At 52.2% G+C, this 20,303-nt stretch carries 26 protein-coding genes and 1 pseudogene; 17 read left to right on the top strand and 10 right to left on the bottom strand.

Going from position 1 to position 20,303, the window contains the following annotated elements; translation table 11 throughout:
- Positions 1-299 precede the first annotated feature (299 nt).
- The 5 genes and pseudogenes from FDP08_RS20310 (at position 300) to FDP08_RS08105 (ending at position 3,316) form a co-directional block, all read left to right on the top strand.
- Entirely contained in the window at positions 300-1,049 is a 750-nt protein-coding gene (locus tag FDP08_RS20310; protein ID WP_170978994.1) for a phospholipase D-like domain-containing protein, read from the top strand.
- Positions 1,030-2,007, top strand: coding sequence for a beta-ribofuranosylaminobenzene 5'-phosphate synthase family protein (locus FDP08_RS08120; RefSeq protein WP_170978993.1), 978 nt, complete (start codon positions 1,030-1,032; stop codon positions 2,005-2,007). The genes FDP08_RS20310 and FDP08_RS08120 overlap by 20 nt, the downstream gene beginning before the upstream one ends.
- Entirely contained in the window at positions 2,001-2,540 is a 540-nt protein-coding gene (locus tag FDP08_RS08115) for an ATP-binding protein (protein ID WP_137435468.1), read from the top strand. The genes FDP08_RS08120 and FDP08_RS08115 overlap by 7 nt, the downstream gene beginning before the upstream one ends.
- A 246-nt stretch (positions 2,541-2,786) precedes the next feature.
- Positions 2,787-3,086 (top strand): annotated as a pseudogene (locus FDP08_RS08110) (GTP-binding protein); the annotation flags it as partial.
- Positions 3,087-3,130: 44 nt separating this feature from the next.
- Positions 3,131-3,316 carry a hypothetical protein gene (locus FDP08_RS08105; protein ID WP_137435467.1) on the top strand — a complete coding sequence of 62 codons (186 nt, stop codon included), beginning with the start codon at positions 3,131-3,133 and terminating at the stop codon, positions 3,314-3,316.
- Positions 3,317-3,558: 242 nt separating this feature from the next.
- Here the strand turns inward: FDP08_RS08105 and FDP08_RS20305 are convergent, their stop codons facing one another.
- Positions 3,559-3,711, bottom strand: coding sequence for a hypothetical protein (locus FDP08_RS20305; RefSeq protein ID WP_170978992.1), 153 nt, complete (start codon positions 3,709-3,711; stop codon positions 3,559-3,561).
- 148 nt (positions 3,712-3,859) lie between these two features.
- Here FDP08_RS20305 and FDP08_RS08095 point away from each other — a divergent pair, with 148 nt between their 5' ends.
- Positions 3,860-5,677: a cytidine/deoxycytidylate deaminase family protein gene (locus FDP08_RS08095; protein WP_137435466.1), complete on the top strand. Its 1,818-nt coding sequence runs from the start codon at positions 3,860-3,862 to the stop codon at positions 5,675-5,677.
- A gap of 390 nt (positions 5,678-6,067) precedes the next feature.
- Positions 6,068-6,568 carry a transposase gene (locus FDP08_RS08090; RefSeq protein ID WP_206077279.1) on the top strand — a complete coding sequence of 167 codons (501 nt, stop codon included), beginning with the start codon at positions 6,068-6,070 and terminating at the stop codon, positions 6,566-6,568.
- Between the two features lie 202 nt (positions 6,569-6,770).
- Here FDP08_RS08090 and FDP08_RS08085 read toward each other — a convergent pair whose 3' ends face one another.
- Positions 6,771-7,385, bottom strand: a complete 615-nt coding sequence (locus FDP08_RS08085; protein WP_137435465.1) for a PEGA domain-containing protein — start codon at positions 7,383-7,385, stop codon at positions 6,771-6,773.
- Between the two features lie 36 nt (positions 7,386-7,421).
- On the bottom strand, positions 7,422-7,973 hold the full coding sequence (locus FDP08_RS08080) for a hypothetical protein (protein WP_137435464.1): 552 nt from the start codon (positions 7,971-7,973) through the stop codon (positions 7,422-7,424).
- A 227-nt stretch (positions 7,974-8,200) separates the two neighbouring features.
- Here FDP08_RS08080 and FDP08_RS08075 point away from each other — a divergent pair, with 227 nt between their 5' ends.
- The 3 genes from FDP08_RS08075 to FDP08_RS08065 are packed head-to-tail and all read left to right on the top strand — an operon-like array spanning position 8,201 to position 9,654.
- Positions 8,201-8,845: a DUF1294 domain-containing protein gene (locus FDP08_RS08075; RefSeq protein ID WP_137435463.1), complete on the top strand. Its 645-nt coding sequence runs from the start codon at positions 8,201-8,203 to the stop codon at positions 8,843-8,845.
- Between the two features lie 2 nt (positions 8,846-8,847).
- A complete protein-coding gene (locus tag FDP08_RS08070) occupies positions 8,848-9,177 on the top strand; it encodes a thioredoxin family protein (protein ID WP_137435462.1) in 330 nt (109 codons plus the stop codon).
- Positions 9,178-9,237: 60 nt separating this feature from the next.
- The gene (locus FDP08_RS08065) at positions 9,238-9,654 is read left to right on the top strand and encodes a hypothetical protein (RefSeq protein ID WP_137435461.1); all 417 of its coding nucleotides are present in this window, start codon (positions 9,238-9,240) and stop codon (positions 9,652-9,654) included.
- A gap of 49 nt (positions 9,655-9,703) precedes the next feature.
- On the opposite strand, the gene FDP08_RS08060 is transcribed toward FDP08_RS08065, so the two are convergent.
- Positions 9,704-10,384 carry a flagellar basal body-associated FliL family protein gene (locus FDP08_RS08060; protein WP_137435460.1) on the bottom strand — a complete coding sequence of 227 codons (681 nt, stop codon included), beginning with the start codon at positions 10,382-10,384 and terminating at the stop codon, positions 9,704-9,706.
- A gap of 148 nt (positions 10,385-10,532) precedes the next feature.
- Positions 10,533-11,567, bottom strand: a complete 1,035-nt coding sequence (locus FDP08_RS08055) for a GlxA family transcriptional regulator (protein ID WP_137435459.1) — start codon at positions 11,565-11,567, stop codon at positions 10,533-10,535.
- 157 nt (positions 11,568-11,724) lie between these two features.
- Here FDP08_RS08055 and FDP08_RS08050 point away from each other — a divergent pair, with 157 nt between their 5' ends.
- Positions 11,725-12,291, top strand: coding sequence for an OsmC family protein (locus tag FDP08_RS08050; RefSeq protein ID WP_137435458.1), 567 nt, complete (start codon positions 11,725-11,727; stop codon positions 12,289-12,291).
- A gap of 34 nt (positions 12,292-12,325) precedes the next feature.
- On the opposite strand, the gene FDP08_RS08045 is transcribed toward FDP08_RS08050, so the two are convergent.
- Positions 12,326-12,679 (bottom strand): sugar porter family MFS transporter, encoded by a 354-nt coding sequence (locus tag FDP08_RS08045; RefSeq protein WP_257791957.1) that lies wholly within the window; start codon positions 12,677-12,679, stop codon positions 12,326-12,328.
- A 506-nt stretch (positions 12,680-13,185) separates the two neighbouring features.
- Between FDP08_RS08045 and FDP08_RS08035 the strand changes: the two genes are divergently transcribed.
- The gene (locus FDP08_RS08035) at positions 13,186-13,545 is read left to right on the top strand and encodes a YajD family HNH nuclease (protein ID WP_137435457.1); all 360 of its coding nucleotides are present in this window, start codon (positions 13,186-13,188) and stop codon (positions 13,543-13,545) included.
- Positions 13,546-13,648: 103 nt separating this feature from the next.
- Here the strand turns inward: FDP08_RS08035 and FDP08_RS08025 are convergent, their stop codons facing one another.
- Positions 13,649-13,993, bottom strand: a complete 345-nt coding sequence (locus FDP08_RS08025; RefSeq protein ID WP_137435456.1) for a DUF2956 domain-containing protein — start codon at positions 13,991-13,993, stop codon at positions 13,649-13,651.
- A gap of 185 nt (positions 13,994-14,178) precedes the next feature.
- Between FDP08_RS08025 and FDP08_RS08020 the strand changes: the two genes are divergently transcribed.
- Complete coding sequence (locus FDP08_RS08020; protein ID WP_137435455.1) at positions 14,179-14,931, top strand: glutathione S-transferase; 753 nt, start codon at positions 14,179-14,181, stop codon at positions 14,929-14,931.
- On the opposite strand, the gene FDP08_RS08015 is transcribed toward FDP08_RS08020, so the two are convergent.
- Positions 14,872-16,071 (bottom strand): MFS transporter, encoded by a 1,200-nt coding sequence (locus tag FDP08_RS08015; protein ID WP_137435454.1) that lies wholly within the window; start codon positions 16,069-16,071, stop codon positions 14,872-14,874. The two genes, FDP08_RS08020 and FDP08_RS08015, sit on opposite strands and share 60 nt — an antisense overlap.
- A gap of 161 nt (positions 16,072-16,232) precedes the next feature.
- On the opposite strand from FDP08_RS08015, the gene FDP08_RS20365 reads away from it, so the two are divergent.
- Positions 16,233-16,511, top strand: coding sequence for a hypothetical protein (locus FDP08_RS20365; protein WP_206077278.1), 279 nt, complete (start codon positions 16,233-16,235; stop codon positions 16,509-16,511).
- Positions 16,512-16,643: 132 nt separating this feature from the next.
- Here the strand turns inward: FDP08_RS20365 and FDP08_RS08005 are convergent, their stop codons facing one another.
- The gene (locus tag FDP08_RS08005) at positions 16,644-17,060 is read right to left on the bottom strand and encodes a globin (protein ID WP_137435453.1); all 417 of its coding nucleotides are present in this window, start codon (positions 17,058-17,060) and stop codon (positions 16,644-16,646) included.
- Positions 17,061-17,361: 301 nt separating this feature from the next.
- A complete protein-coding gene (locus FDP08_RS08000; protein WP_137435452.1) occupies positions 17,362-17,820 on the bottom strand; it encodes a hypothetical protein in 459 nt (152 codons plus the stop codon).
- A gap of 572 nt (positions 17,821-18,392) precedes the next feature.
- Between FDP08_RS08000 and FDP08_RS07995 the strand changes: the two genes are divergently transcribed.
- The 3 genes from FDP08_RS07995 to FDP08_RS07980 all read left to right on the top strand — a co-directional run bounded on the left by FDP08_RS07995 (position 18,393) and on the right by FDP08_RS07980 (position 20,256).
- Positions 18,393-18,719: an SHOCT domain-containing protein gene (locus FDP08_RS07995; RefSeq protein ID WP_137435451.1), complete on the top strand. Its 327-nt coding sequence runs from the start codon at positions 18,393-18,395 to the stop codon at positions 18,717-18,719.
- A gap of 209 nt (positions 18,720-18,928) precedes the next feature.
- Positions 18,929-19,618 carry a glutathione S-transferase gene (locus tag FDP08_RS07990; protein ID WP_137435450.1) on the top strand — a complete coding sequence of 230 codons (690 nt, stop codon included), beginning with the start codon at positions 18,929-18,931 and terminating at the stop codon, positions 19,616-19,618.
- A 278-nt stretch (positions 19,619-19,896) separates the two neighbouring features.
- A complete protein-coding gene (locus FDP08_RS07980; RefSeq protein WP_137435449.1) occupies positions 19,897-20,256 on the top strand; it encodes a hypothetical protein in 360 nt (119 codons plus the stop codon).
- The last annotated feature ends 47 nt before the right edge of the window (positions 20,257-20,303 follow it).

Raw genomic sequence — 20,303 nt, 5'->3', positions numbered from 1 at the left:
AGCGCTAGCACGTAGCACCAGACTGATCCCATAAGATCTGCTGGCTGTAAACGCCAGTCATCCCGCAAAACCATGCTTGAATCGCCTGGCCACCGGAAAAACTTATTAATCCGGAAGTCAGGCGAGTTCGTGCGTTCATCCAATTCATGGATTAAGGTATTGTTTTAAATATGGAATGGCTGAGCTTCGGTTCGGCTGTTTTGCATACCAATGCTGAAGTCTCTGTTATACATAGCATGGACGAATTCGGTCCAGTTAGTGTCAGGCGCTGTCGGTACGACTTTCAACGGAGTCCAGAAATGCCAAATAGCTTTAAATCTGTCTATAACCGATACGTGTCTGTACGGCTGTCGCTAATAGTCCTTATCCTTCTAATAGTATCGCTTATGGTCGTCGGATACATGTTCTTTACGGGCGACGCAAATACCAAATTAGGCTCGTTGATGGGAGGGTTGACTGCAACTTTCGTGGCGGTACTTATCCAGTTCCTTCTCGCGATGGCTCATCATCGGGAGATTGAGCGCCTCAAGCGTATGGGATTCCAAGATATACTCCCGCACCGGGATGACAGGCAGCGGTACTATGCTGAACTCATTCGTTCAGCCAGGAAAAGAATTGACTTTCTTGGTAAGACAGCTAACAGCTTTTTGTCTGACTTCGCTTTCGCGGAAGAGGGTGCTGCTCCGGTCGACCGACTTCTTCTGGATGCAATGCAACGGGGGGTCAAGGTCAGAATCCTGGTTGCTGGGCTAGAGAGTCTTCCGCAGGATAAGCAGGAGCAGCAGACGAAAGTCATCGCCCGAATGCGCGAGCTAAGGGAAGAGTATGGCGATAATTTCGAGTACAGGTACCTGTCGTCCATGCCTGGGCAGACTTACGTACTTGCTGACCGAAATTGTATTTTTGGGCCTGTATTACCAATGGAGTCGAGTCGGCTCAGTCCGGCAATTCATGCAGATAGCGATAGCCCATTTCTCGAATCGTATTTTCGCTTTTTTGAACGACAATGGAAGGAAGGAGCGCAAAAGAATGCGACAGACCCTGCCTAGCATATTGGCGTACCCGCGTATCCACCTAACCCTTGTTGATATGGGTTTTAACGGATATCGCAGAAACGGCGGTGCCGGTTTCGCTATTGATAGGCCGACAGTTCGCGTAGAAGCATCTCCCTCCTCGACACTCAAGATAAGAGATGATCGTCGAGTGGGGTTTAGGGATTACGAGCTTCTCCGACTGGAGCGTGTACTAACCGAAGCCTCGACCGAGTTGGCTCTCGACAGTCGGCTAAGCTTCGTTATTTCTGGTGAAATGCCGACTCATTCGGGTTTTGGCTCAACGACTGCAGTGCGCTTGGCGTGCTTAGAACTGCTATTACTGGCCAATGACATGGAGCCAGACCAAACCCTTTTGTCCAGACTGTCCAAACGTGGGGGAACATCCGGCATCGGAATCAATACCTATTTCGTTGGTGGTCTCGTGGTAGATCTAGGGCATCCTCACCACAATGGGCCAGCGCGCCCATCGAGCTTGGCAGAGATGACTCCAGGCTGCGCGACACCGCTGCTCCGTGCTGAGATGCCTGCATGGCCCGCTGGAGTTGTCGTCCCCGCGCTGCCTCTACTCACTGAGTCTGCCGAGAAGAGTTTCTTCGCCAACTTTAAGCCACTAACGCAAGGAGATGTGGCTGAAATTCTTTACCATGTTGTGTCCGGCGTTGCAGCGGGGGTTCTGGAGACAAACCGCTCAACGTTCACATCTGCCATTAACGCGCTGCAAGAATGTGCGTGGAAGCGGCAAGAGGTGGCAGAGTATGGCCCGGGAGTAAAATCGGAACGTAAGTCGCTTGAGAGTTTAGGTGCTGAGGGGGTAGCAATGAGCAGCCTCGGGCCTGCCCTTTTTTTTATTTCGGACGACACGTCTTCTGTGGTTGCAAATCGTCGTAGCAACGGGGCTTTCCTCGCCACTGAAGTAGCGTTCCAGAACACAGGGCGGTGCTTAGAATGGTGAAGCTGATTGTTGTGGGACCACGCTGTGCCGGGAAGAGTGTTCTCGGGGCTCATTTGGAAGCGCGGCACAAGTTGTGTCATGTAGAAGCAAGTGACGTAATGCGAATGCTTTTTGAACGAGATGGGAAAGGTGCGGAAACCCTTGATGAGTTCGCCGCGCGGACGCTGATCGGTAATCCCTGTGCGGTGCCCAATGAACTGTTTCGTACCGCACCATCCCATCGGCGGGTTGTGTTGACCGGCCTGCGATCTATGAAAGAGATCGATTGCGTTCGGCGACTTTTCGGACACAGTCCATTGGTCCTATACGTCGATGCTTTTATCGAAGTACGAGTGGCACGCTGTGTTGCTCGCGGACGTCCCGGCAGCAGTGACCACGATGCTAACCGCATGGACGAAGATGATCGTCTCCATGTATCTATGGGTTTAAACGACATCAGGGACCACCCTGACGTTCTCTTGCTCGAAAACAATTTCACCCAGCTAACGGAATACTTTGCGGCTGCAGAATTAGCGCTTGGGGTAAAATATTAAACGGTAGACCGTCTGACTTTTTAACTGTGATCCGAACCCCGGTCACTGGTGACCACTAAGCACTAACAGGGCACCTACTCGAACAGGAGGCACGAGTACGGAAACCATACAGAGCACAGTCCCATTATGGGATATAGCCAATCAACCCCGCAGCATAGTCGGCAATATCAATAGTAAAACTGGTACATATCTATTTCTTGAAACCGGCGGTTGCTCGCCCGCCGCTATCGGCGACCTGCAGAGCAGCCACCCAACTTTGAACTGGCGCTGGCACTGGTGGAATCCGGCGGCGACAAGATCCCCCGCAAGGGCGGACCCGGCATCACCAAGTCCGACCTGCTGATCATCAACAAGATCGACATTGCTGAACAGGTGCACGCCTCTCTGGATGTGATGGATCGGGACAGCAAGAAAATGCGCGGTGAGCGGCCGTTCGTGTTTACCAACCTGTATGACGGGGTAGGGCTGGAGACGATCATCAGCTTCATTCTGGAGCGGGGCATGTTGCCCGAGCGCCGGCCGGGGAAAGTGGCTGAAACTGCCTAAAGACAACGAATCTTGAACGTTTAACGCACTACGGAGATACATCCATGAAACTACGCAATCGACTCACTCTGACGGCCAGCCTGCTTCTCGTTTCTGGCTTAGCCTGGGGCCATGCCGGACATGAAGCCCTCGGTGATGGGGTGCATATTGAGTACCTGCTGGCGGCTGGTTCGGCTGCTGCCGTTGGCCTCTTTGCCCTGATTCGGCACAAGCGGGATGGGCAGGACTAACGCTAATATTGCGGGCCTCAAGCAACTTAGTATTGGGCAGGCCTGACAAAAAAGCATTGGGAAAACAGAAAGCTGCGAGGCAATGCCTTGCAGCTTTTTTTGTGGCATAAAGTTTACATATTTTTGTAATTGGGGCAGACAAGTAGCGCTGGGATGGTCTACCTTAGGTAGCTAAACGCTACGGAAGTACCGATTGTTAGGGAAAACGGCCAATGGACCCCTCAGTACTGATACAGCCTTTTTTACACTTCTGGTATTTCATACCACTCGTGCTGCTGGTAGCCGTTCTGCGTTCCCGGTGGTTCACAGGCCATCTGGGCGAATTCATTGTTAACGTCTCCGCTCGCCTGTTCCTCGACAAAGACCGTTACCACCCGATCAATCAAAAATGTCATCCTGCCCACAGAGGATGGTACCACCCAGATCGACTACATCATTGTTTCCCGGTAAGTGATGTTTGTGGTGGAACCTAAGAACACGACGGGCAGGATCTTCGGTAGCAAAAAGCAATGCGACTGGATTAAAAATTAATTGGTGAGATTTATGAGTAACGCAAGTAAGTCAAAGTCTGCCCTAAATAAGGTTTTTGAAGAGAGAAGAAAATTCATTGTTGTTGGTTTGACTGGGCGGACCGGATCAGGATGCACCACTGCAGCCCGATTGCTTGCCTCATCGTTTGAATCATTTTGCCCGCCTCGCCCGGTGTCAGTAAACTTTGAGAGTGATGAAGATAGGAAATATAAAGTTCTTTACGAATACTTGGATAAAAACTGGGGTCGATTCCATCATATTCAGCTTAGAGATCTGATTACAACTTTTGTTCTCGAAAACGACTTTGGCTCATTTTCAGCCTTCTTGTCGTCGCTAGCTGGTTTAGATGTTGTAGATATCCGGCAAAAATTAGGCGCCGGTTTCGAAGAAGATTTTAATAAACTGCATGAAGAGAGAGTGCAGGCAAAGCTAATGGTTGAAAAATCAGAAGGTGGACTGGATGAAGATTTTATTTATGATTTTTACTTTAAAAAGGTGCCCGAATTCACTCAGATTATACGCAAAAGCGTCGATATTTTTTCGACCGGAACGTTCACTAAGCTTTATCAATCGTTCGCCAACAATATAAGGCGATCCGGTCTGGCCTATAGTGATGTTTTTAAACCAGATAATATATATAAACTAGCGCAGCGTGCAAACAAATTAATTAAGCTGCTAAGAAGACGAAGCCTCAAAAATTCAGAAAGAGTATTGGTCTGTTTGGATGCAATTCGAAATCCATTCGAGGCATCTTTTTTTAGGGAGCGCTATTCTTCTTTTTACTTAATGGCTATCTCAGCACATGATTCTGATAGAAAGGCAAGATTACGGAGAGATCTGAACTTAACTGATGTGAAAATAAAGGCCGTAGACCTCAGAGAAAATCCGGAAAAGCTAAAAGGTGACGAATTTTTCTTTTCACAAGATATTCCTAGATGTATACAGTTGGCGGATGTTCATATTTTTAACCAAGAAGATGCCGGAAGCGGATACAGGGAGTTAAAAAAACAGTTAGTAAAATATTTGGCGCTAATGATGCATCCAGGTCTAGTTACTCCATCCAGAAGTGAGAGGTGTATGCAACTTGCTTTTGATGCAAAGGTTAACTCTGGATGTATTTCTCGGCAAGTTGGCGCCGCAGTGGCGGACGCTAACTACTCGGTTAAAGCCATTGGTTGGAATGATGTGGCTCAGGGGCAAACGCCTTGTAATCTCAGAAATGTAGAGGATTTGCAAAAAGGCGAAGATCGAGATGCATACTCTAAGTACGAAAAAGAAAACTCCGAATTTCGTGGTTTAGTTGATCGAATTTATGGTCGTGGAGTTGGTTCTTCCACTTCTAGCGGAATTCCGTGTAGTTTTTGCTTCAAAGACATACAGAATTCGCTGGATGGAGAAAAAAATCAGGTGCATACAAGGGCACTTCATGCCGAGGAAAATGCTTTTATTCAGATTAGTAAATATGGAGGACAACCTCTGGAAGGTGGTGTTCTATTTACGACCGCTAGTCCTTGTGAGTTGTGCTCAAAAAAAGCATACCAGATTGGAATAACGAAAATATTTTATATCGATCCTTATCCTGGGATTGCTAAGGACCAAATTCTCAGAATTGGGGGGCGACAGCCTGACCTATGCCTCTTTACCGGTGCTGTGGGTCGTGCTTATCAACAATTATTTGATCCAATTATGCCATATAAGGAAGAGTTAAAAATATCAGAAATGCTTAACGTACCAAATGTGAAGTCAGAGCTCCGAGCTAGAATTAAGGAGCTAGAGTATAAAAATGGGCGCCTTCAGGGCGAATTGGACAGGTTGAAAGAAGATTTATAAGATTTAAAGGGTTTGGTTTAAGATCGTGTTTTATCCGAAAAAAATGAACCGGGTAACGGTTTGAGGGTTTAGTATTCAATTTTTCGATTTGTCTGATATTCTATGAGAGATTTTTTTAATAAAGTTTAATTGCTTCATTCGAAAATGTTTATTGTCTGGAAATTTTAATTCAGACAGTTATTTTCGCTCGTTATCATGCGGTTCTTCAAAAGATAATGGCGCACTTGGGAAAACCGGGACAGATTTATTTTTCCGGCTTCTCCAGTGCCTCGAGGCCAATTTTAGCCCCTATCTAACCGGCTTTGTAGTTCGGTTAACATCGACCTTCAATGCACAGAACGGATTCTGTGCTTCAAAAGCAAGGAGAATCTGACGCCACGACAGGCCAGGGTGATTGTGCCCGGTTTTTCCCACCATGTTTTCCAACGCGGCCGTAACCGCCAACCGGTGTTTGTCGAGCGCCGTGAATTTGAGTACTACCTCGCAAACCTTCAGGAATGGAAGCGGATCTATGAGCTGGATGTGTTCAGCTATTGCCTGATGACGAACCATGTTCACCTGGTCGTTCAGGCAAACGACAATCTGACCGCAATTCCTCAATTGATGAAGCGTCTGGCTGGTCGTCAAACACGCTTTGTAAATGCCCTCGAAAAACGCAGTGGTTCTCTCTGGGAAGGGCGCTACAAGATTAGCCCGATTGATACTGATGCCTACCTGTTGGCTTGCTGTCGTTATGTGGAACTCAATCCTGTTAAAGCAGGGATGGTGGATAAACCTGGGTTGTATGAGTGGTCGAGCTATTCTGCGCGGGTAGGGGGTGTCACATTGCCAATGCCTGGACGAGCCCGACACCTTTCGGGCTCGTCCAGGCAGTCATCAGACGAGGGTTGAGTCCTATCGGCAGTTTGTTGAGCGGGAAAATGATTCGCCTTCAGATGAATTGATTCGTGCGGCGATCAATAGCAACAAGCTGACCTGCGGTAACAAGTTCGTGGATGAAATTGAGAGCCGTATCGGTATCAGAATTGAAACTCGCAAGCCGGGGAGACCGGCAGCTGAAAAATAGATCTGCCCCGGTTTCGAGAGTGGATCGTTACTGAACGTCGTAAACCTCAATAATCGTTTTAGCCAGCTCAAGGTCGTTCTCGTTCGCCAGCGCAAGCTGGTTCAGTGCCCGGATGGTGGTGTCTTTCTCCAAGGCGTCGATATCCAGCAGTTGCACGATGGTGTCCACCTTTTCACCACCGCCGCTTGCCAGCTCGTGGCGAAATTCTCCGCTGAACGCGATGATGATTTCCTTAATCTGTCGCGGCCTGGAGGTTGAGAGTCCCGTTGGTGTGTCAGGCTTCAGGGTGACGAAGTACTGGTCCGGGGAAAACTCGTGAATGGCACCGGAGACGCCATCGGTAGTGGAGCCCACCAGCCCGCCAAGCACGATGTTACCGAAGAACCACGGGTTGGTTGTGGTGGAAAGCTGAGCGGTGTAGGTCTTGTAGCCCTCCTTTTCAAAGGTAATGGATTGGTTGGAGCCCCGGTCTACCGGCACAGTCAGCGGCGTTTTACCGAGCACACGGCCGGAAACAGTAACGGTGGCTTCTTCAGGCTCGCTGTTGAAGGTGAGTTTCTGGTCGGTTCCGGATACCACCGATGCGCAACCGGTAGACAGAAACGCGATGGCGGCCAATGTGAGTAGGAGCGGATACTTCATGATGCTTCCTTGTAATAGGGTTGAATTCCAGGAAAGTTATTGCGCCAGGGAGATGTCGCCGGGCTGGATTCGTAGTTCGGAGAGTTTCTCAACCAGGCCCTGGATATTCGCTTTTCCGGATCCTTCGTTGGCCAGTCTCAGACGCTTGATGGCGGCAAAGGCATCGCCAACTGTGGCGGTATAGGGGGCGACAATCGTTTCGTTCATGACTACCGCTCCGTTGTTATCGCGGTCAGTCAGGATGTATTTCACTTGGGTGGTCACTTCGAAGTTCAGCCCAAACATGGGTTGGTCCACCTCAAGCAGGAGAGCTTCGAGCTGATAGCGGCCGGAGCCGGAAAGCAGGCCCTGTTTCTGCAGGGTTTGTTTCAGGGCGCCTGCGAAGGCGTCGTTGTCGATCTCGGAGGTCCAAGCAGGGTTGGTTTCCTCGCCGCCCGAGACGTTGGTGACATCCACATTGTTTTCCAGGGTTGTGTCGTAGGCCTTCACTGGCCCCTCATACACCATGTTGCCCATCTTGGCGCCGGACGCGCAGCCGGTGAGGTAGATCAGCGCTGCCAGTACTGCCAGGATCTTTGCGTTTCGCACAGTAGATTCCTTCTTATTTATCTGATTATTTTGGGTATTTCCTGCCGATAAGCCGGAGCTCATGGCGGCGCGACATGGTAGCTGGGCGTTGATGAGCTTGCTATGAACTGAAGGGGTAACCGGAGTAAAATCTCGTGAAATCGCATGGGGAAGCCGGGCTGGATTTCGTTTCAGGTCTCTGGGCTCTTTCTGCCAGCCACAAAAATGACTATTCAAGGAATCATCAGGTGAATCAAAAAGGCTCACTCACCTCATGGAACGATGCCAAGGGCTTCGGTTTCATCACCCCGGAAAACGGAGGTGAGCGTCTGTTTGCCCATATCAGCGCCTATCAGGGGCGGGGCAGGCCTTCAGCCAGTTGCAAGGTGGTTTACGCGCAGACAAAAGACGAGAAAGGCCGGTTAAGGGCTGCCAGTTTCCAGTACGCCGGCGTTGCACGGCACCGCGCAGCGGCAGCGGCAGCGGCAGCGACTGGTGCCTGGGTCTCTCTGTTGATTGCAGCCGCGGTCGGAGGGGCGGTCTCTGTGTTGTATCTTCAGGGTTACGTGCCGCTGCTTTTGCCGGTCGCTTATGGGGTGATGAGCCTGGTTACTTTCTTGATGTACGCGGTCGACAAAGGAGCCGCCGAGAGCGGCAACCGACGGGTACCTGAGGGACGGTTGCATCTGTTTGAACTTCTGTGTGGCTGGCCGGGGGCTCTGGTGGGCCAGCAATTCTTTCGCCACAAAACCCGCAAAACGTCGTTTCAGGTGGCTTTCTGGTTCAATGTGATTCTCAATCTTGCGGTTCTTGGCTGGCTGCTGATGTGGCCGGATGCCGAGTTTGCCCGGCAGGCTCTGGATATTGAGCCGGTCATGCTTCTCGGGAGTTAACTGTGCAAAACATATTCTCTGAAGAGGCCTTATCGGAATTGCTCCAGTCCAGCCCTGCGGTGCTGCTCCTGTATGGGGGCGCAAGTTGCGGCGTCTGTCAGGCCATCAAGCCCCGGCTGGAGAAGCTTGCCAACGAGGAATTCCCGAAATTGATCACTGCTTACATTGATTGCCAGGAAGCCGCCGGCCCATTATGTGCGGCTCGCGGTATTTTTTCTCTGCCGGTTGTTCAGCTGTGGTTTGATGGGCAGCGATTCGCGGAATTCGCCAGGGTGTTCTCCATCGGCGATGTTCGTTCGGCGCTGGAGCGGCCTTATGGGCTTTTGACTTAGCGCCAGGTCTGAAAAATAGATGTGTCCCGGTTTTGCCTACTCGCCGACAGGAGTGCCGTAATGACATCACCTAGTGAAAATGTTCGGAGCCCCTGGACCAGGTTTCTCGCACATCTGTTCGTGATCCTCGTGGCCTGGACTGTCTTTATCAAATACCTGTTTCCGATCGTCTTTGCGCTGGCCACCAATGAGGCGTGGGCCACTTATATTTACTGGGACCTGTGGCCGGTTGCACACCTCTGGCTGGCCTGGGCGCTGTTGGCGAGGCCGTGGTATGCGCGGATGCTGGCTATTGGCATGTCTGTGGTTGAGATTCTGATCATCACCACTTTGTTCATCTGGTTCCTGGCGGAGCCGGAATGGTCCATCTGGCGCACGAACTGGTTTGTGAATAAGGTGTTTGTGCTGTCAGCGTTTGTTCTGGTGTTGGGTACGGCACTGTTCCGTCCGGAAACTCTGAAGATGCGGTCTTCCTAGCGGGAAACCGGGACAGATCTATTTTCTCGGCTTCTCTGATGGCCCAGCGCTATTCCTTGAGCCGGACGATCAACCGGCCATCCTCAACCTGGATATAATCCACGCCCGCTGCAAAGGATTGCCAGAATCCCTGGTTGGCGCCGAACTCGTTAACCAGGTCCACATTCTTGAGGTTACCCAGCCAGGCATTCGGAATGGGTACGCCCATGAGGCTGACGCCCCTTAACTTAACCAGGGGGCGACCGTTGGCAAAGGAGAGTTCCACACCGGCATTGACTCTTAGGGTTCTGCCGCCGAGTACAGGGAAGTCCTCGTCAAGAGGCACCAGAAGGAGGGCGCTCAGCAGGTCGTCCGAAAGGTCGACTGCGAGTCTCTGAGCCAGATCAGTGTTATTGGCCAGCATTCCGTTGAGCTCCCGCTCGCTAAAGCGTACTTCCCGGCTGGCGCCTTCCTCACTGTAGGGTACCGGCTGCAACGGGCGGCCGGATTCGCCGCCTTGGGTATCAATGCCCAGAGTATTCAGTTTGTTGTTGAGTGAATCCTGTTCACTGGCATTCAGGGTTACGGGTTCGAAGTTCTCAGGAAACACATAGTGGCTTAACCACCAGTAACCGACGCCGACGGTGGCAATGATAGTGAGCAGGACAATGCCAAAGACATGCAAGCCACTGAAGCCCTTCTTTGCGGGTGGCGGCGCTGATGCTGTTTTATTCTCGGTTGTCTCACTCATCGCCAATGTCACCTGATTGCAGTTTGAATTCCCTCCGTTGGGTCCGAGGGGCAGTCGGTTTTCCTCTCCTGTAGCCAGCTTCTCCGCTGATTATAATTACATACTTTCGTTCGAAAACCGGGACAGATTTATTTTCTCCGATCTATGCCTACGCCTCGGAAAGATCCTCCAATTCTTCAACAAGAGGTCGAAACAGACGCCGGTACTCGCCAGGTGTAAGGCCCGTCAGGCGCCTGAATAACCGGCGAAAAAAGGATACATCCTCGTAGCCGGCCTCCAGGCTTACCTCCTCCACTGACAATCTGCCATGTTCCAGTGCGCGCTTGGCCGCTTCAATGCGAAGGTTCTGAAGGTACTCAATCATTGAGGAACCAGTGGCAGCCTTGAACCGCCGCTTGAGTGTTCTCTCTGGCAGAGGGGAGGACTCTACCAGCAGGGCAATGGCCCGGGGATCCCGCCAATGCATCTTGAGCCATTCCTCACATTTGCGCACAGCCGAGTCGGCATGGTGTGTTTGCCGGACCAGTCCTGTGAACGGCAGCTGGCCTTCTCCGTGCCATTTCAGCAGGTACACTTTTGCAATGCGAAGCGCTTCACCGATACCCACGTATCGGGCAATGATATGCAGTGCCAGGTCATGCCACGATGTCGTTCCGCCCGCCGTCACCAACCGGCCATCGGGGTGGGCATAAACAAGGTTGGTCTCCGGCCGGAAATGCACCCTGGGATAGTGCGTTCGAAAAAGCTCCTGATAACCCCAGTGAGACGTTGCGTTGCAGTTGTCCAGCAAACCACTCTCTGCCAGTAACACCGATCCGGAACAGGCGGAATAGATCGTTGTACCCGAACGGAATCTGAGCTTAATCCAGTCCATAAGCGCTTCATAGCGGCCTCCGATCTCTTCTTGGGGACCCAGCCAGATCTCGGGGAGGATCAGGATATCAGCGGCAGGGTCATCCGCAATGGCGTACGCCGGCTCAACGGGAATGCCATGGCCACAATGAAATGGCGCCGAGTCGACGGAAACAATCTGCACATCAAACGGTTGATATGGAATCGGATCCCCCACCAGGGACTGCCAGATATTGCCCGTCGCCATAAGCACATCCACCATCCCATACAGCGCCGAACCTGCCGTTTCGGGCAGAGCCAGAATCAGAACGTTTTTTTGCTGTTGGCCCATGTTCCATCCTCCCTGCAATTGGTGGCACAAATGCCTCCTTTTTGTCAGAACTCCATCTGACCCAGTGAGCAGTTATTCCTTACTTTATACCCAGACGCCACAAAGTGCGCCTCCCGGTCCGCCGGGTCCCTTTAGACGACGAAGCAAGGTGAGAAAGATGAACACACAAGTAAATATTAAGACCCGTAATGGCCTTGATCTGATCCAGATGGGCCAGACCGTTGAAGCGCTGAAAAACGACCCGGGCCTCGCGCAGTTCGAATTCCGGGCAAGAAACGAATGGGTGGACGGAGGTGAAAATCGCTCTGCCATCCGCGGATTCTACGGAGCCGGCGCTGAAGACGAATCCCGTCACGAAGACTTCGTCTTCACCAATGGTGAGCCCCCGGTCCTGCTGGGCAATAACGAAGGTGCCAACCCGGTGGAATTTCTCCTGCATGCTCTGGCCGGCTGTGTTACCACCACCACGGTCCTGCATGCCACTGCACGGGGCATCACCATCCGAAAACTGTCAACCAGACTGTCGGGCAATATCAACCTGGAAGGACTGCTGGCGCTAAATGACGAGGCTGTAGCCGGCTACGAGAACATTCGTATCCTCATGGACATTGAGGCTGACTGCAGCGACGAGGAGCTGGATGATCTCTTATCGTTTGCCAGGGACCACTCTCCGGTCTGCAACACTGTATGCCGGCCGGTTCCGGTAACCCTTGAGCGGGTCTGAGGGCCAGTCCGGGGCGGGGGCACCCGTCCCGGACTCACCTGTAATCCGGGACAGATCTATTTTCCCCTGCCCGTTCCCGCCGAATCAGCAGTACCAAAGCCAGCGCCGCCAGTGACCCCATCACAGCGGCGAAAGTGATCCCGGTCGTCTTCAGGCTGGTGATGCTCGCCATCAATCCCAGGCCGATCACCGGCACCGAGATAGCGATATAGGCCACGACAAAGAACGTGGACGTCACCGCTGCCTTCTCCCGCCAGTGGGGCGGGGCCAGTTCAATGACGGCCACCGTGGCCGTGCCGGTAAAGATCCCTGCGGACAGCCCCGACAGCACCCGGCCGGTCAGGATCATCGCCAGGCCATCGGCCTGCCAGAACACCAGGTCACTGATAGAAAACCGGGACAGATTTATTTTATCGGCTTCACTGATGGCTTAGAGCTAACGTGAGTCACTACCAACCCTCACCGTGCTTCGGTTAAGATCGGCGTCCAGAGCAGAAAGGATTCTGTGTTTCAAATGCAAGGAGAAGCTGATGCCAAGACAGGCTAGGGTGATTGTGCCCGGTTTTTCCCACCATATTGTTCAGCGCGGCCATAACCGGCAAGCGGTGTTCGTCGAACGCCGTGACTTTGAGTACTAACGATACCTTGACCGCAATTCCTCAGTTGATGAAGCGTCTGGCTGGTCGGCAGACTCGCCTTGTGAATGCCCTCGAGAAACGTAGTGGGTCGCTGTGAAAACCGGGATAGATCTATTTTCCCCTTAAAGACAAAAAATTTAATAAAGAAGATAATTAGACCTAACCAGTCGCTGGTGGTGACGCCACTCGTTGGCGATCACGGCGCGCCACAGCTTTAACTTGGCTGGAAGGAAACGATAAGGACTCAGGTTTCGCTATGAATAAAAAAACCACTTTCGACCAAGTTCGGGCTGAACAGCTGAAATACAACGCGAAGCGAGCTTCGGGCTATCGAGAGCAGGCGCTGAAACTCTTTCCCCATATTTGTGGCCGCTGTGCGCGGGAGTTTGCTGGCAAGAATCTATCGGAGTTAACTGTGCATCATGTCGACCATAACCACGATAACAATCCGCCGGACGGCAGTAATTGGGAACTCTTGTGTCTTTATTGCCACGATGAGGAGCACTCAAAATTTGAAAATCTCGTGCGTTATGGCAGTAGAAAAGAAAGCAATCAAGCCCCGGCAACCCATAATCCCTTCGCAGATTTAAAGGAAAAAATGGATCAGAAGAAGTAGCTCGGACATAAAACCGGGACAGATCTATTTTTTGAAACCGGCGGTCGCCTGCACACCGCCATCCGCGAAGACGCCAGCATGAACCTGGCCGCCATTGATTCGTTTAGCCCCCCAGGCCCAAGCCCAGTATATAGAGACCGATTCCAGTCCAGGTGATCAGTAGCAGCGCCCAAGGTAGCCATGGGGTTCGATAGTGGATCTCGGATTTTGCAGGATTTTGTTCCGCGCTTTCGGTCGCTGTTTGGTGTTCTTCTTTTTTGCGCTGTTTGTCTTTTTCCCGGGCTTTCGCTTTTTGCTGTTTTTTATACTGATCAATGCCCTTCTCGATACCCTGCGCGATCATTTTTGTCTGCTCCTTGCTTTGCCGGGGCCGCTGAGTCGCCTTTGCCATGGCCAAGGCTTCGTCCTGGGTTTGCGGTGACGGTTGCTGCTTTTTGATTTTTGCCATAGGGCTCGGCTCGGGTTGTTGGTGAATGGGCTATTGGAGCGCATCGCAGGGGGCGGCGTCGAATGTTTCCACGATCACCGTGCTTCGGTTAAGATCGGCGTCCAGCGCAGAAAGGATTCTGTGTTTGAAAAGCAAGGAGAAGCTGATGCCAAGACAGGCCAGGGAGATTGTGCTCGGTTTTCCCCATGATCAGCTTCGTTTATTCAGCCAGGAGCCACGCCATTACCTTTCCGCTGCCGCGTTTATATTCTTTCCGTCGTTGTCCGTACGCTATGCGCGCTCGGCTCGGGATCTTGTTTGCCGGACTGACGGTGGAGCTGCGGGAGGTCGTGCTAAAAAACAAGCCGGCACAGATGCTGGCGGTCAGTCCCAAAGGCACGGTTCCTGTTCTGGAGCTGGCAGGAGGCGATCGTTCCGAGAGGCTCGTTATTGAGGAAAGCAGGGAAATCGTCGAATGGGCGTTGCGGCAGAGTGATCCGAAGGGTTTGTTGAACACGGATTTAGTAAGCGCTAATGCCCTGATCGACCGCAACGATAACGAATTCAAACACTGGCTGGATCGTTATAAATACGCGGATCGCCATCCAGAACTCTCCCAGTTGGATTACCAGCAAAAGGGTGAGGTGTTTTTGCAGGCGTTGGAAAACCTGTTAGCCAGGAACCGATATCTCCTGGGGAGCAACATAGGCATCGCTGATATTGGCATCATGCCCTTTGTACGCCAGTTCGCCCATGTCGATCGGGAGGTGTTTTACAGTCTGCCCTATCCGAATTTACAGAAATGGCTGAGGGATTGGCTGGAACATCCAGTGTTCCTGCAGACCATGATCAAATTCCCGTCCTGGCAGGAAGGCGATGACACGAAAACCGGGACAGATCTATTTTCCCCCTGCCCGTTCCCGCCGAATCAGCAGTACCAAAGCCAGCGCCGCCAGTGACCCCATCACAGCGGCGAAAGTGATCCCGGTCGTCTTCAGGCTGGTGATGCTCGCCATCAATCCCAGGCCGATCACCGGCACCGAGATAGCGATATAGGCCACGACAAAGAACGTGGACGTCACCGCTGCCTTCTCCCCTGCAGGGCTGGCCGCAGCGATGGCGCCCATGCCGGCGCGGAATGAGATGCCCTGGCCGATACCGGCAATCACAGCACCGCCGATGAACAGCGCGAGGGACTGGGTGTATATGCCTAGCGCTATCGGAATCACCCCGAGCATCAGGGATGCGCAGCCCAGAGGCAGGCGCAGCCTGAGCGGCAGTGTGCCCTGCAGGAACTGGCCCAGGGTTGAGGCGATGAAGATGCTGCCGGCCACAACGCCGATCAACAACCGATTGTCGTAGCCCAGCACCTTGCCCATCATCGCCGGGGCGATGGATGTGAAGAAGCCGCACATGGCGAAGCCGGCGAAACCTGCAATAGCGGCGGGAATAAATACACCGCGGACTTCCGCCGGCACGTTCAGTCGCTGGATAGACAGTTTTGGGCGAGCGGGTTTCGAGACGGTCTCAGGCGCTGCCCAGATGCAGCACACGGCCAGCACCGCCATGACAATGTGCACCAGAAAGGTCAGGTGCAGTGGCCAGGGTAGGTACTGGGAAAGAGCGCCAGCTAACATCGGCCCCAGGCCCAGCCCGCCCATGTTTGCCGCCGTGGCAAAGAAAGTGGCCTTCTCCCGCCAGTGGGGCGGGGCCAGTTCAATGACTGCCACCGTGGCCGTGCCGGTAAAGATCCCTGCGGACAGCCCCGACAGCACCCGGCCGGTCAGGATCATCGCCAGGCCATCGGCCTGCACGAACACCAGGTCACTGATGATGGAGCAAACCAGGCCCGCAAACAGTAAAGGCCGGCGGCCTATCTGATCAGACCAGCGCCCAGTCAGTATCAGTGCGGCGATCACACCAAAGGCATAGGCGGCAAAGATGATGGTGATCATCAGGTCGGAAAACCCGAAACTGTCCTGGTAGATCGGGTAAAGAGGCGTCGGCATGGTGGTGCCGATCATCGTGACACTGAAGGTGAAGGCTGCGCCCAGGAAAATAAGCAGCGGAAACCAGCGGTGTTGCTTGGGTGAGGGCATGCAGGATTCCCGGTCGGCGATCTTTAGAAGTTGGCTACCCTATCAGAAGGGTCGGGCGAATCGAAGGGATAACGGGGTCAGGTCTTGCCTTTGGAAAACAGGGACAGATTTATTTTCGGAGTGTCTCGGGTGCCCTAAACCTGACCGCAATTCCTCAACTGATGAAGCGTCTGGCTGGTCTGCAGACCCGTTTTGTGAATGCCCTCGAAAAACGGAGTGGTTCGCTCTGGGAAGGACGCTACAAGATTAGCCCGATTGATACTGACGCCTATCGTCAGTTTGTTGAGCAGGAAGAGGCTGATCCGTCAGATGACTTGATTCAGGCGGTGATTATTAGCAACAAGCTGACTGGTGGCAGCAAGTTCGTGGATGAAATCGAAAACCGTATCGGTATCAGGGTTGAAAATCGTAAGCCAGGGAGGCCGGCATCTGAAAAATAGATCTGTCCCGATTTTGTTCATCAAGAAAACGAAAAGATATGTAGGGAAGTCAGAGTAGGTTTCTGTAAGTCGAAACCTACGTAGCAGAGCCTATGCCGATACCAGGGGGTTCAATACCATGGGGAATCCCTGTCAGAAGTGGTTATAGCCGAACTTCATGTAGGTAATGCCGGGGCTAAGGATGAGCCGCCAGGCCAGTTCGACATCATCATCAAAATAAGGGTCGAAGTCCGAGACGGTTTCGATCAGGCACTCCAGCCACAAGTCGTAGAGATGAGGTTTGATATCGAGTTGACTGGCGCTGTGCAGATACGCGGTTCTGTGCAGGACATCATCTACAGAGCCGCTGGCGTAAAACGAAATCAGGCTATAGAAGGATTTTTTCAGCATGCTTCTCTGCGCGACCATATCCGTGTTCCGGAAAAGCCAACGAACTTCCGCAGAAGAGATCAGAAAGCGCTGGTAGAAAGCCTCGAAAAATTCAAGACCCTGAGCGTGGGAAGACCGGATCCGGTCAAAGCTGGCGTCGAAGATGTCATCGAAGGACATGAATGGCTCCGGAGGCTGACTTTATTCCTCGTTATGCCCGCATTACGGGTTCTTTATGTAAGCATTATTTATTTGGTAGAACCACCAGTTAACCACCAGGAACAGCTCATAGAACACCGCAAATTCGTGCATGGCAAGTTTTGCTGCTGGTCAAAGATCTTATCAGTGCTGCGAAAGACAATGAGAAAGGATGAAGAAGATTGGCAATAGCGGTTCGGATCGCTCACCTCGTCAGCAATCCAGCTGCAGAAAAGGCTGCCAATCAGCAGCCTCCCCGCTCTGAAATTGCCGCGCGTGTGGTTCACCATTCCTGCGAAAATGCGAATGTTCGGGGTCCAGGTTCATGCCTTTGAAGGCCGGTCGGCCTGTACATCTCTGGCAGCGTGCCATAGGACTCGGCATGTCCGAAAAGGGCGTTCTCGCACGACTCCAGGTCTGAGAGGTATTCCACTCCATCTACGTAAACGAAATACAGTTCTTGCCCGGGTTTTTTCCCGATGACCAGATCGCCCTGGTAAAGAACGACCTCGCCGAAAGCACTGAATGCGGCGGCATTGGCCTGAGCATCACCGGTCAGCCTGGAGAAGTGAGTGTGTTGTCGTGTTCTGCCAATCGCTTCCCAGATTGGCATTACGGAAGCGTTCATTCTGATCCGCCAAAAAAATCTTGTGTCCGCGAGTTGTTTTTTGATTGTTAAATAGCCTATGCAGGAACTTGGCCAAAAAACGATCAGGCAGATGAAGATTTCAAAAGATAACATTGAGCTGGAAGCTGAGGCTTTACTGGGTCCGGATATGAGCCGTTTTAAAAAGATTCATGCCCTATACGTCGCAAATAGTGACGCGTATAGCTGTGGCAGGACGGAGTCAACGGTAATCAGCCCTCCGACGTGCACTCATTCTGGGTCGAAGAGCGTCATTTAAAGGGGCAGTGTGTGCTTTTTCGGGTCATTTTAAGTATGACTTTAGTTGAATAAAGTGCGTGACCGCTGTGGCAATCGGTCGTTACTCCAACCTGTCCCAGTACGGGGGATCGCCAAAAAATCCATCAATGAAGTCAACAAAACTGCGGACCTTGAAAGAGTGCGTAAATGCCGCCCTCTTCCTTGCCCCTCGCGGCGCCGCCAATTGACACAAGACCCTCGACCCGTTCTGGGGCAGCCGCTGATGTTCCATATCCATAACTTTTAGCAGTTCCTTTGGTCGCGCAGGTAAGTCCAGACTTTGACGGACGTTGGCTGAGGACGTCCTGTATAGTGGTTTTAAAGTGTTGCTCCGGTAGAGGCAATTCTTCCGCAAGTGAGCCTATAGCGTTTTTTAAAGGAGGTAGAAAATGTTAGATACGATCAAAACAGCGCTAATTTCGGCAGGCCTGACATTGGTATCGTTCCAGTCGCAGGCAGCAGCGACTTCTGACCAGTTTGGCCATTGGCATTATGGTTGGGGCTGGGGTCACATGTTTTTTGGCTTGCTGATGATGATCCTCTTCTGGGGTGGGATTATTTTCGCAATTGTTTACGCTATCCGTGCGACCCACAGCGGGAGCGGTCACCGGCATCCGTCTGATAAAACGTCACTGGACATTCTGAATGAACGATTTGCACGCGGGGAAATCGATCAACAAGAATTCGAAGAGAAGAAAAAGCTGATATCTCGTTAGCCCAAACGGGGGGCTGGCCCGTTTCTGCGAAAACCGGGACAGATCTATTTTCAGTTCCGGTTTTCCCTAACATTGTCGGCTTTTGAAACCAGGTTGCTAAACCAGCGGCATTGAGTTGAATAGACCTGGCTTTCGGATCGGGTCTTTTCCTGTGCGCTACACTTCCAGACAACAGTTATCTTCTCAACTGTCAGTGGGGGAGAGTCACAATGCAGGACTACGAACTCTATTACTGGGGCCTGCCCTTTCGCGGTAATTTTATTCAACTTTTTCTGGAGGAGGTTGGGGCGGATTACCGCAAGCTGGATGCCAGCGAGGTCTACCCTGATAAAAACCTGAACATTCAGTACCCCGGGATGGCACCACCCTATCTTTACGACTGCAGGGCCCAGGTCTGGTTCGCCCAGATGCCGGCGATTCTCATGCATCTGGCGAAGGCCTACCATTTTCTTCCCGACGAGCCGGAGCAACACACCCTCGCTCTTAAGGTGATTCTGGACTGCAATGATATTCTCATGGAAATCACCAACAACAATGGCACAGTGATGTGGGATCAGGATTCATGGGCCGAATTCCGGACCCATCGCCTGGCCGACTGGATGGCCATTTTCGAAAAGACCGGCCAGGCGCACCTCCTCAAGCCGAACGCGGGCTATCTGCTGGGCTCCAGGCTCTCGGTGGCCGATATCGCAACTGCTGCATTGTTTGGCACCCTCGTCCACAGCTTTCCGGAACTCGCCGCAGATCTGGAACACAACGCCCCCCGCGTGGCGGGTCTCTGCCAGCGAGTGGAAGACCGTCCGTCGATAAGGCCTTTTCTCGAGGATCAGCGAAAGGAGTTGGGTAAGGCCTATTGTGGTGGTCAGATTGAGCGGTCCCTGCGGGACGTCATACGGTAGCGTGGAAACCCTGTTTGGCCAGTTGTAACCAGGCGACTACTGACGCCGGCCCGGTATAACCCTCTGCAGGGGGAAGTGCATTGAATCAGAAAGGGTTACAAAGTGCCTGGAACGACGCCAAGGGGTTTGGTTTCATTACTCCGGGAGTCCGAGTGGCCGCTGTATATTCAGCGTGGAGAACGATTAAACAGCGTCGTTGATTCAAGCCGCTGACCATTAAGGGATCTATCCCGCCTCCAGTCCATAGCTGCGCGTGCTGAGCGGCGTTATGATTACTGTTGATAATTGAAGAGGAAGACATTGCAGCGATGCGAGATAAAGACCTTGCCAAAGAAACGGTGAAATGGCTTGCAATAGTTGGAGCCGTGCTACTTGCGGCAGTTTACTTGTTTTGGCTTATTTGGGGGTTCAGTTATGACGCCCGGTTTATCGACATAATGTATGAACATCTCGCCGCGGCTGTTGGCGTTCCCGGTTCAATAATTGTAGCGTTTGTAATCGTTAGTATTTTAGAGAATGTTTCAGGCCCAATTAAATTCGAAGGTTTAGGCTTTAAATTCGAAGGGGCATCAGGGCCAATAGTTATGTGGGTAATTGTGTTTTTGTCTTTAATTGGAGGTATTAGATTACTTTGGTAGTTGCTCATAACAAGCGCATGCAGAAGGACAGCCAGCCGGCTACGCCG

The organism is Marinobacter panjinensis (genome assembly GCF_005298175.1).
Classification (GTDB): domain Bacteria; phylum Pseudomonadota; class Gammaproteobacteria; order Pseudomonadales; family Oleiphilaceae; genus Marinobacter; species Marinobacter panjinensis.
The sequence above is the reverse complement of the archived record's forward strand: the minus strand, read 5'-3'. Positions and strand labels throughout refer to the sequence as shown.

What these genes read in the sequence shown, in the direction of transcription:
- FDP08_RS20310 (WP_170978994.1), top strand. Translation starts at nt 300, where the DNA reads ATGCCAAATAGCTTTAAATCTGTCTATAACCGATACGTGTCTGTACGG.
- FDP08_RS08120 (WP_170978993.1), top strand. Translation starts at nt 1,030, where the DNA reads ATGCGACAGACCCTGCCTAGCATATTGGCGTACCCGCGTATCCACCTA.
- FDP08_RS08115 (WP_137435468.1), top strand. Translation starts at nt 2,001, where the DNA reads ATGGTGAAGCTGATTGTTGTGGGACCACGCTGTGCCGGGAAGAGTGTT.
- FDP08_RS08105 (WP_137435467.1), top strand. Translation starts at nt 3,131, where the DNA reads ATGAAACTACGCAATCGACTCACTCTGACGGCCAGCCTGCTTCTCGTT.
- FDP08_RS20305 (WP_170978992.1), bottom strand. Translation starts at nt 3,711, where the DNA reads ATGACATTTTTGATTGATCGGGTGGTAACGGTCTTTGTCGAGGAACAG.
- FDP08_RS08095 (WP_137435466.1), top strand. Translation starts at nt 3,860, where the DNA reads ATGAGTAACGCAAGTAAGTCAAAGTCTGCCCTAAATAAGGTTTTTGAA.
- FDP08_RS08085 (WP_137435465.1), bottom strand. Translation starts at nt 7,385, where the DNA reads ATGAAGTATCCGCTCCTACTCACATTGGCCGCCATCGCGTTTCTGTCT.
- FDP08_RS08065 (WP_137435461.1), top strand. Translation starts at nt 9,238, where the DNA reads ATGACATCACCTAGTGAAAATGTTCGGAGCCCCTGGACCAGGTTTCTC.
- FDP08_RS08060 (WP_137435460.1), bottom strand. Translation starts at nt 10,384, where the DNA reads ATGAGTGAGACAACCGAGAATAAAACAGCATCAGCGCCGCCACCCGCA.
- FDP08_RS08055 (WP_137435459.1), bottom strand. Translation starts at nt 11,567, where the DNA reads ATGGGCCAACAGCAAAAAAACGTTCTGATTCTGGCTCTGCCCGAAACG.
- FDP08_RS08050 (WP_137435458.1), top strand. Translation starts at nt 11,725, where the DNA reads ATGAACACACAAGTAAATATTAAGACCCGTAATGGCCTTGATCTGATC.
- FDP08_RS08035 (WP_137435457.1), top strand. Translation starts at nt 13,186, where the DNA reads ATGAATAAAAAAACCACTTTCGACCAAGTTCGGGCTGAACAGCTGAAA.
- FDP08_RS08025 (WP_137435456.1), bottom strand. Translation starts at nt 13,993, where the DNA reads ATGGCAAAAATCAAAAAGCAGCAACCGTCACCGCAAACCCAGGACGAA.
- FDP08_RS08020 (WP_137435455.1), top strand. Translation starts at nt 14,179, where the DNA reads ATGATCAGCTTCGTTTATTCAGCCAGGAGCCACGCCATTACCTTTCCG.
- FDP08_RS08015 (WP_137435454.1), bottom strand. Translation starts at nt 16,071, where the DNA reads ATGCCCTCACCCAAGCAACACCGCTGGTTTCCGCTGCTTATTTTCCTG.
- FDP08_RS20365 (WP_206077278.1), top strand. Translation starts at nt 16,233, where the DNA reads ATGAAGCGTCTGGCTGGTCTGCAGACCCGTTTTGTGAATGCCCTCGAA.
- FDP08_RS08005 (WP_137435453.1), bottom strand. Translation starts at nt 17,060, where the DNA reads ATGTCCTTCGATGACATCTTCGACGCCAGCTTTGACCGGATCCGGTCT.
- FDP08_RS08000 (WP_137435452.1), bottom strand. Translation starts at nt 17,820, where the DNA reads ATGTTATCTTTTGAAATCTTCATCTGCCTGATCGTTTTTTGGCCAAGT.
- FDP08_RS07995 (WP_137435451.1), top strand. Translation starts at nt 18,393, where the DNA reads ATGTTAGATACGATCAAAACAGCGCTAATTTCGGCAGGCCTGACATTG.
- FDP08_RS07990 (WP_137435450.1), top strand. Translation starts at nt 18,929, where the DNA reads ATGCAGGACTACGAACTCTATTACTGGGGCCTGCCCTTTCGCGGTAAT.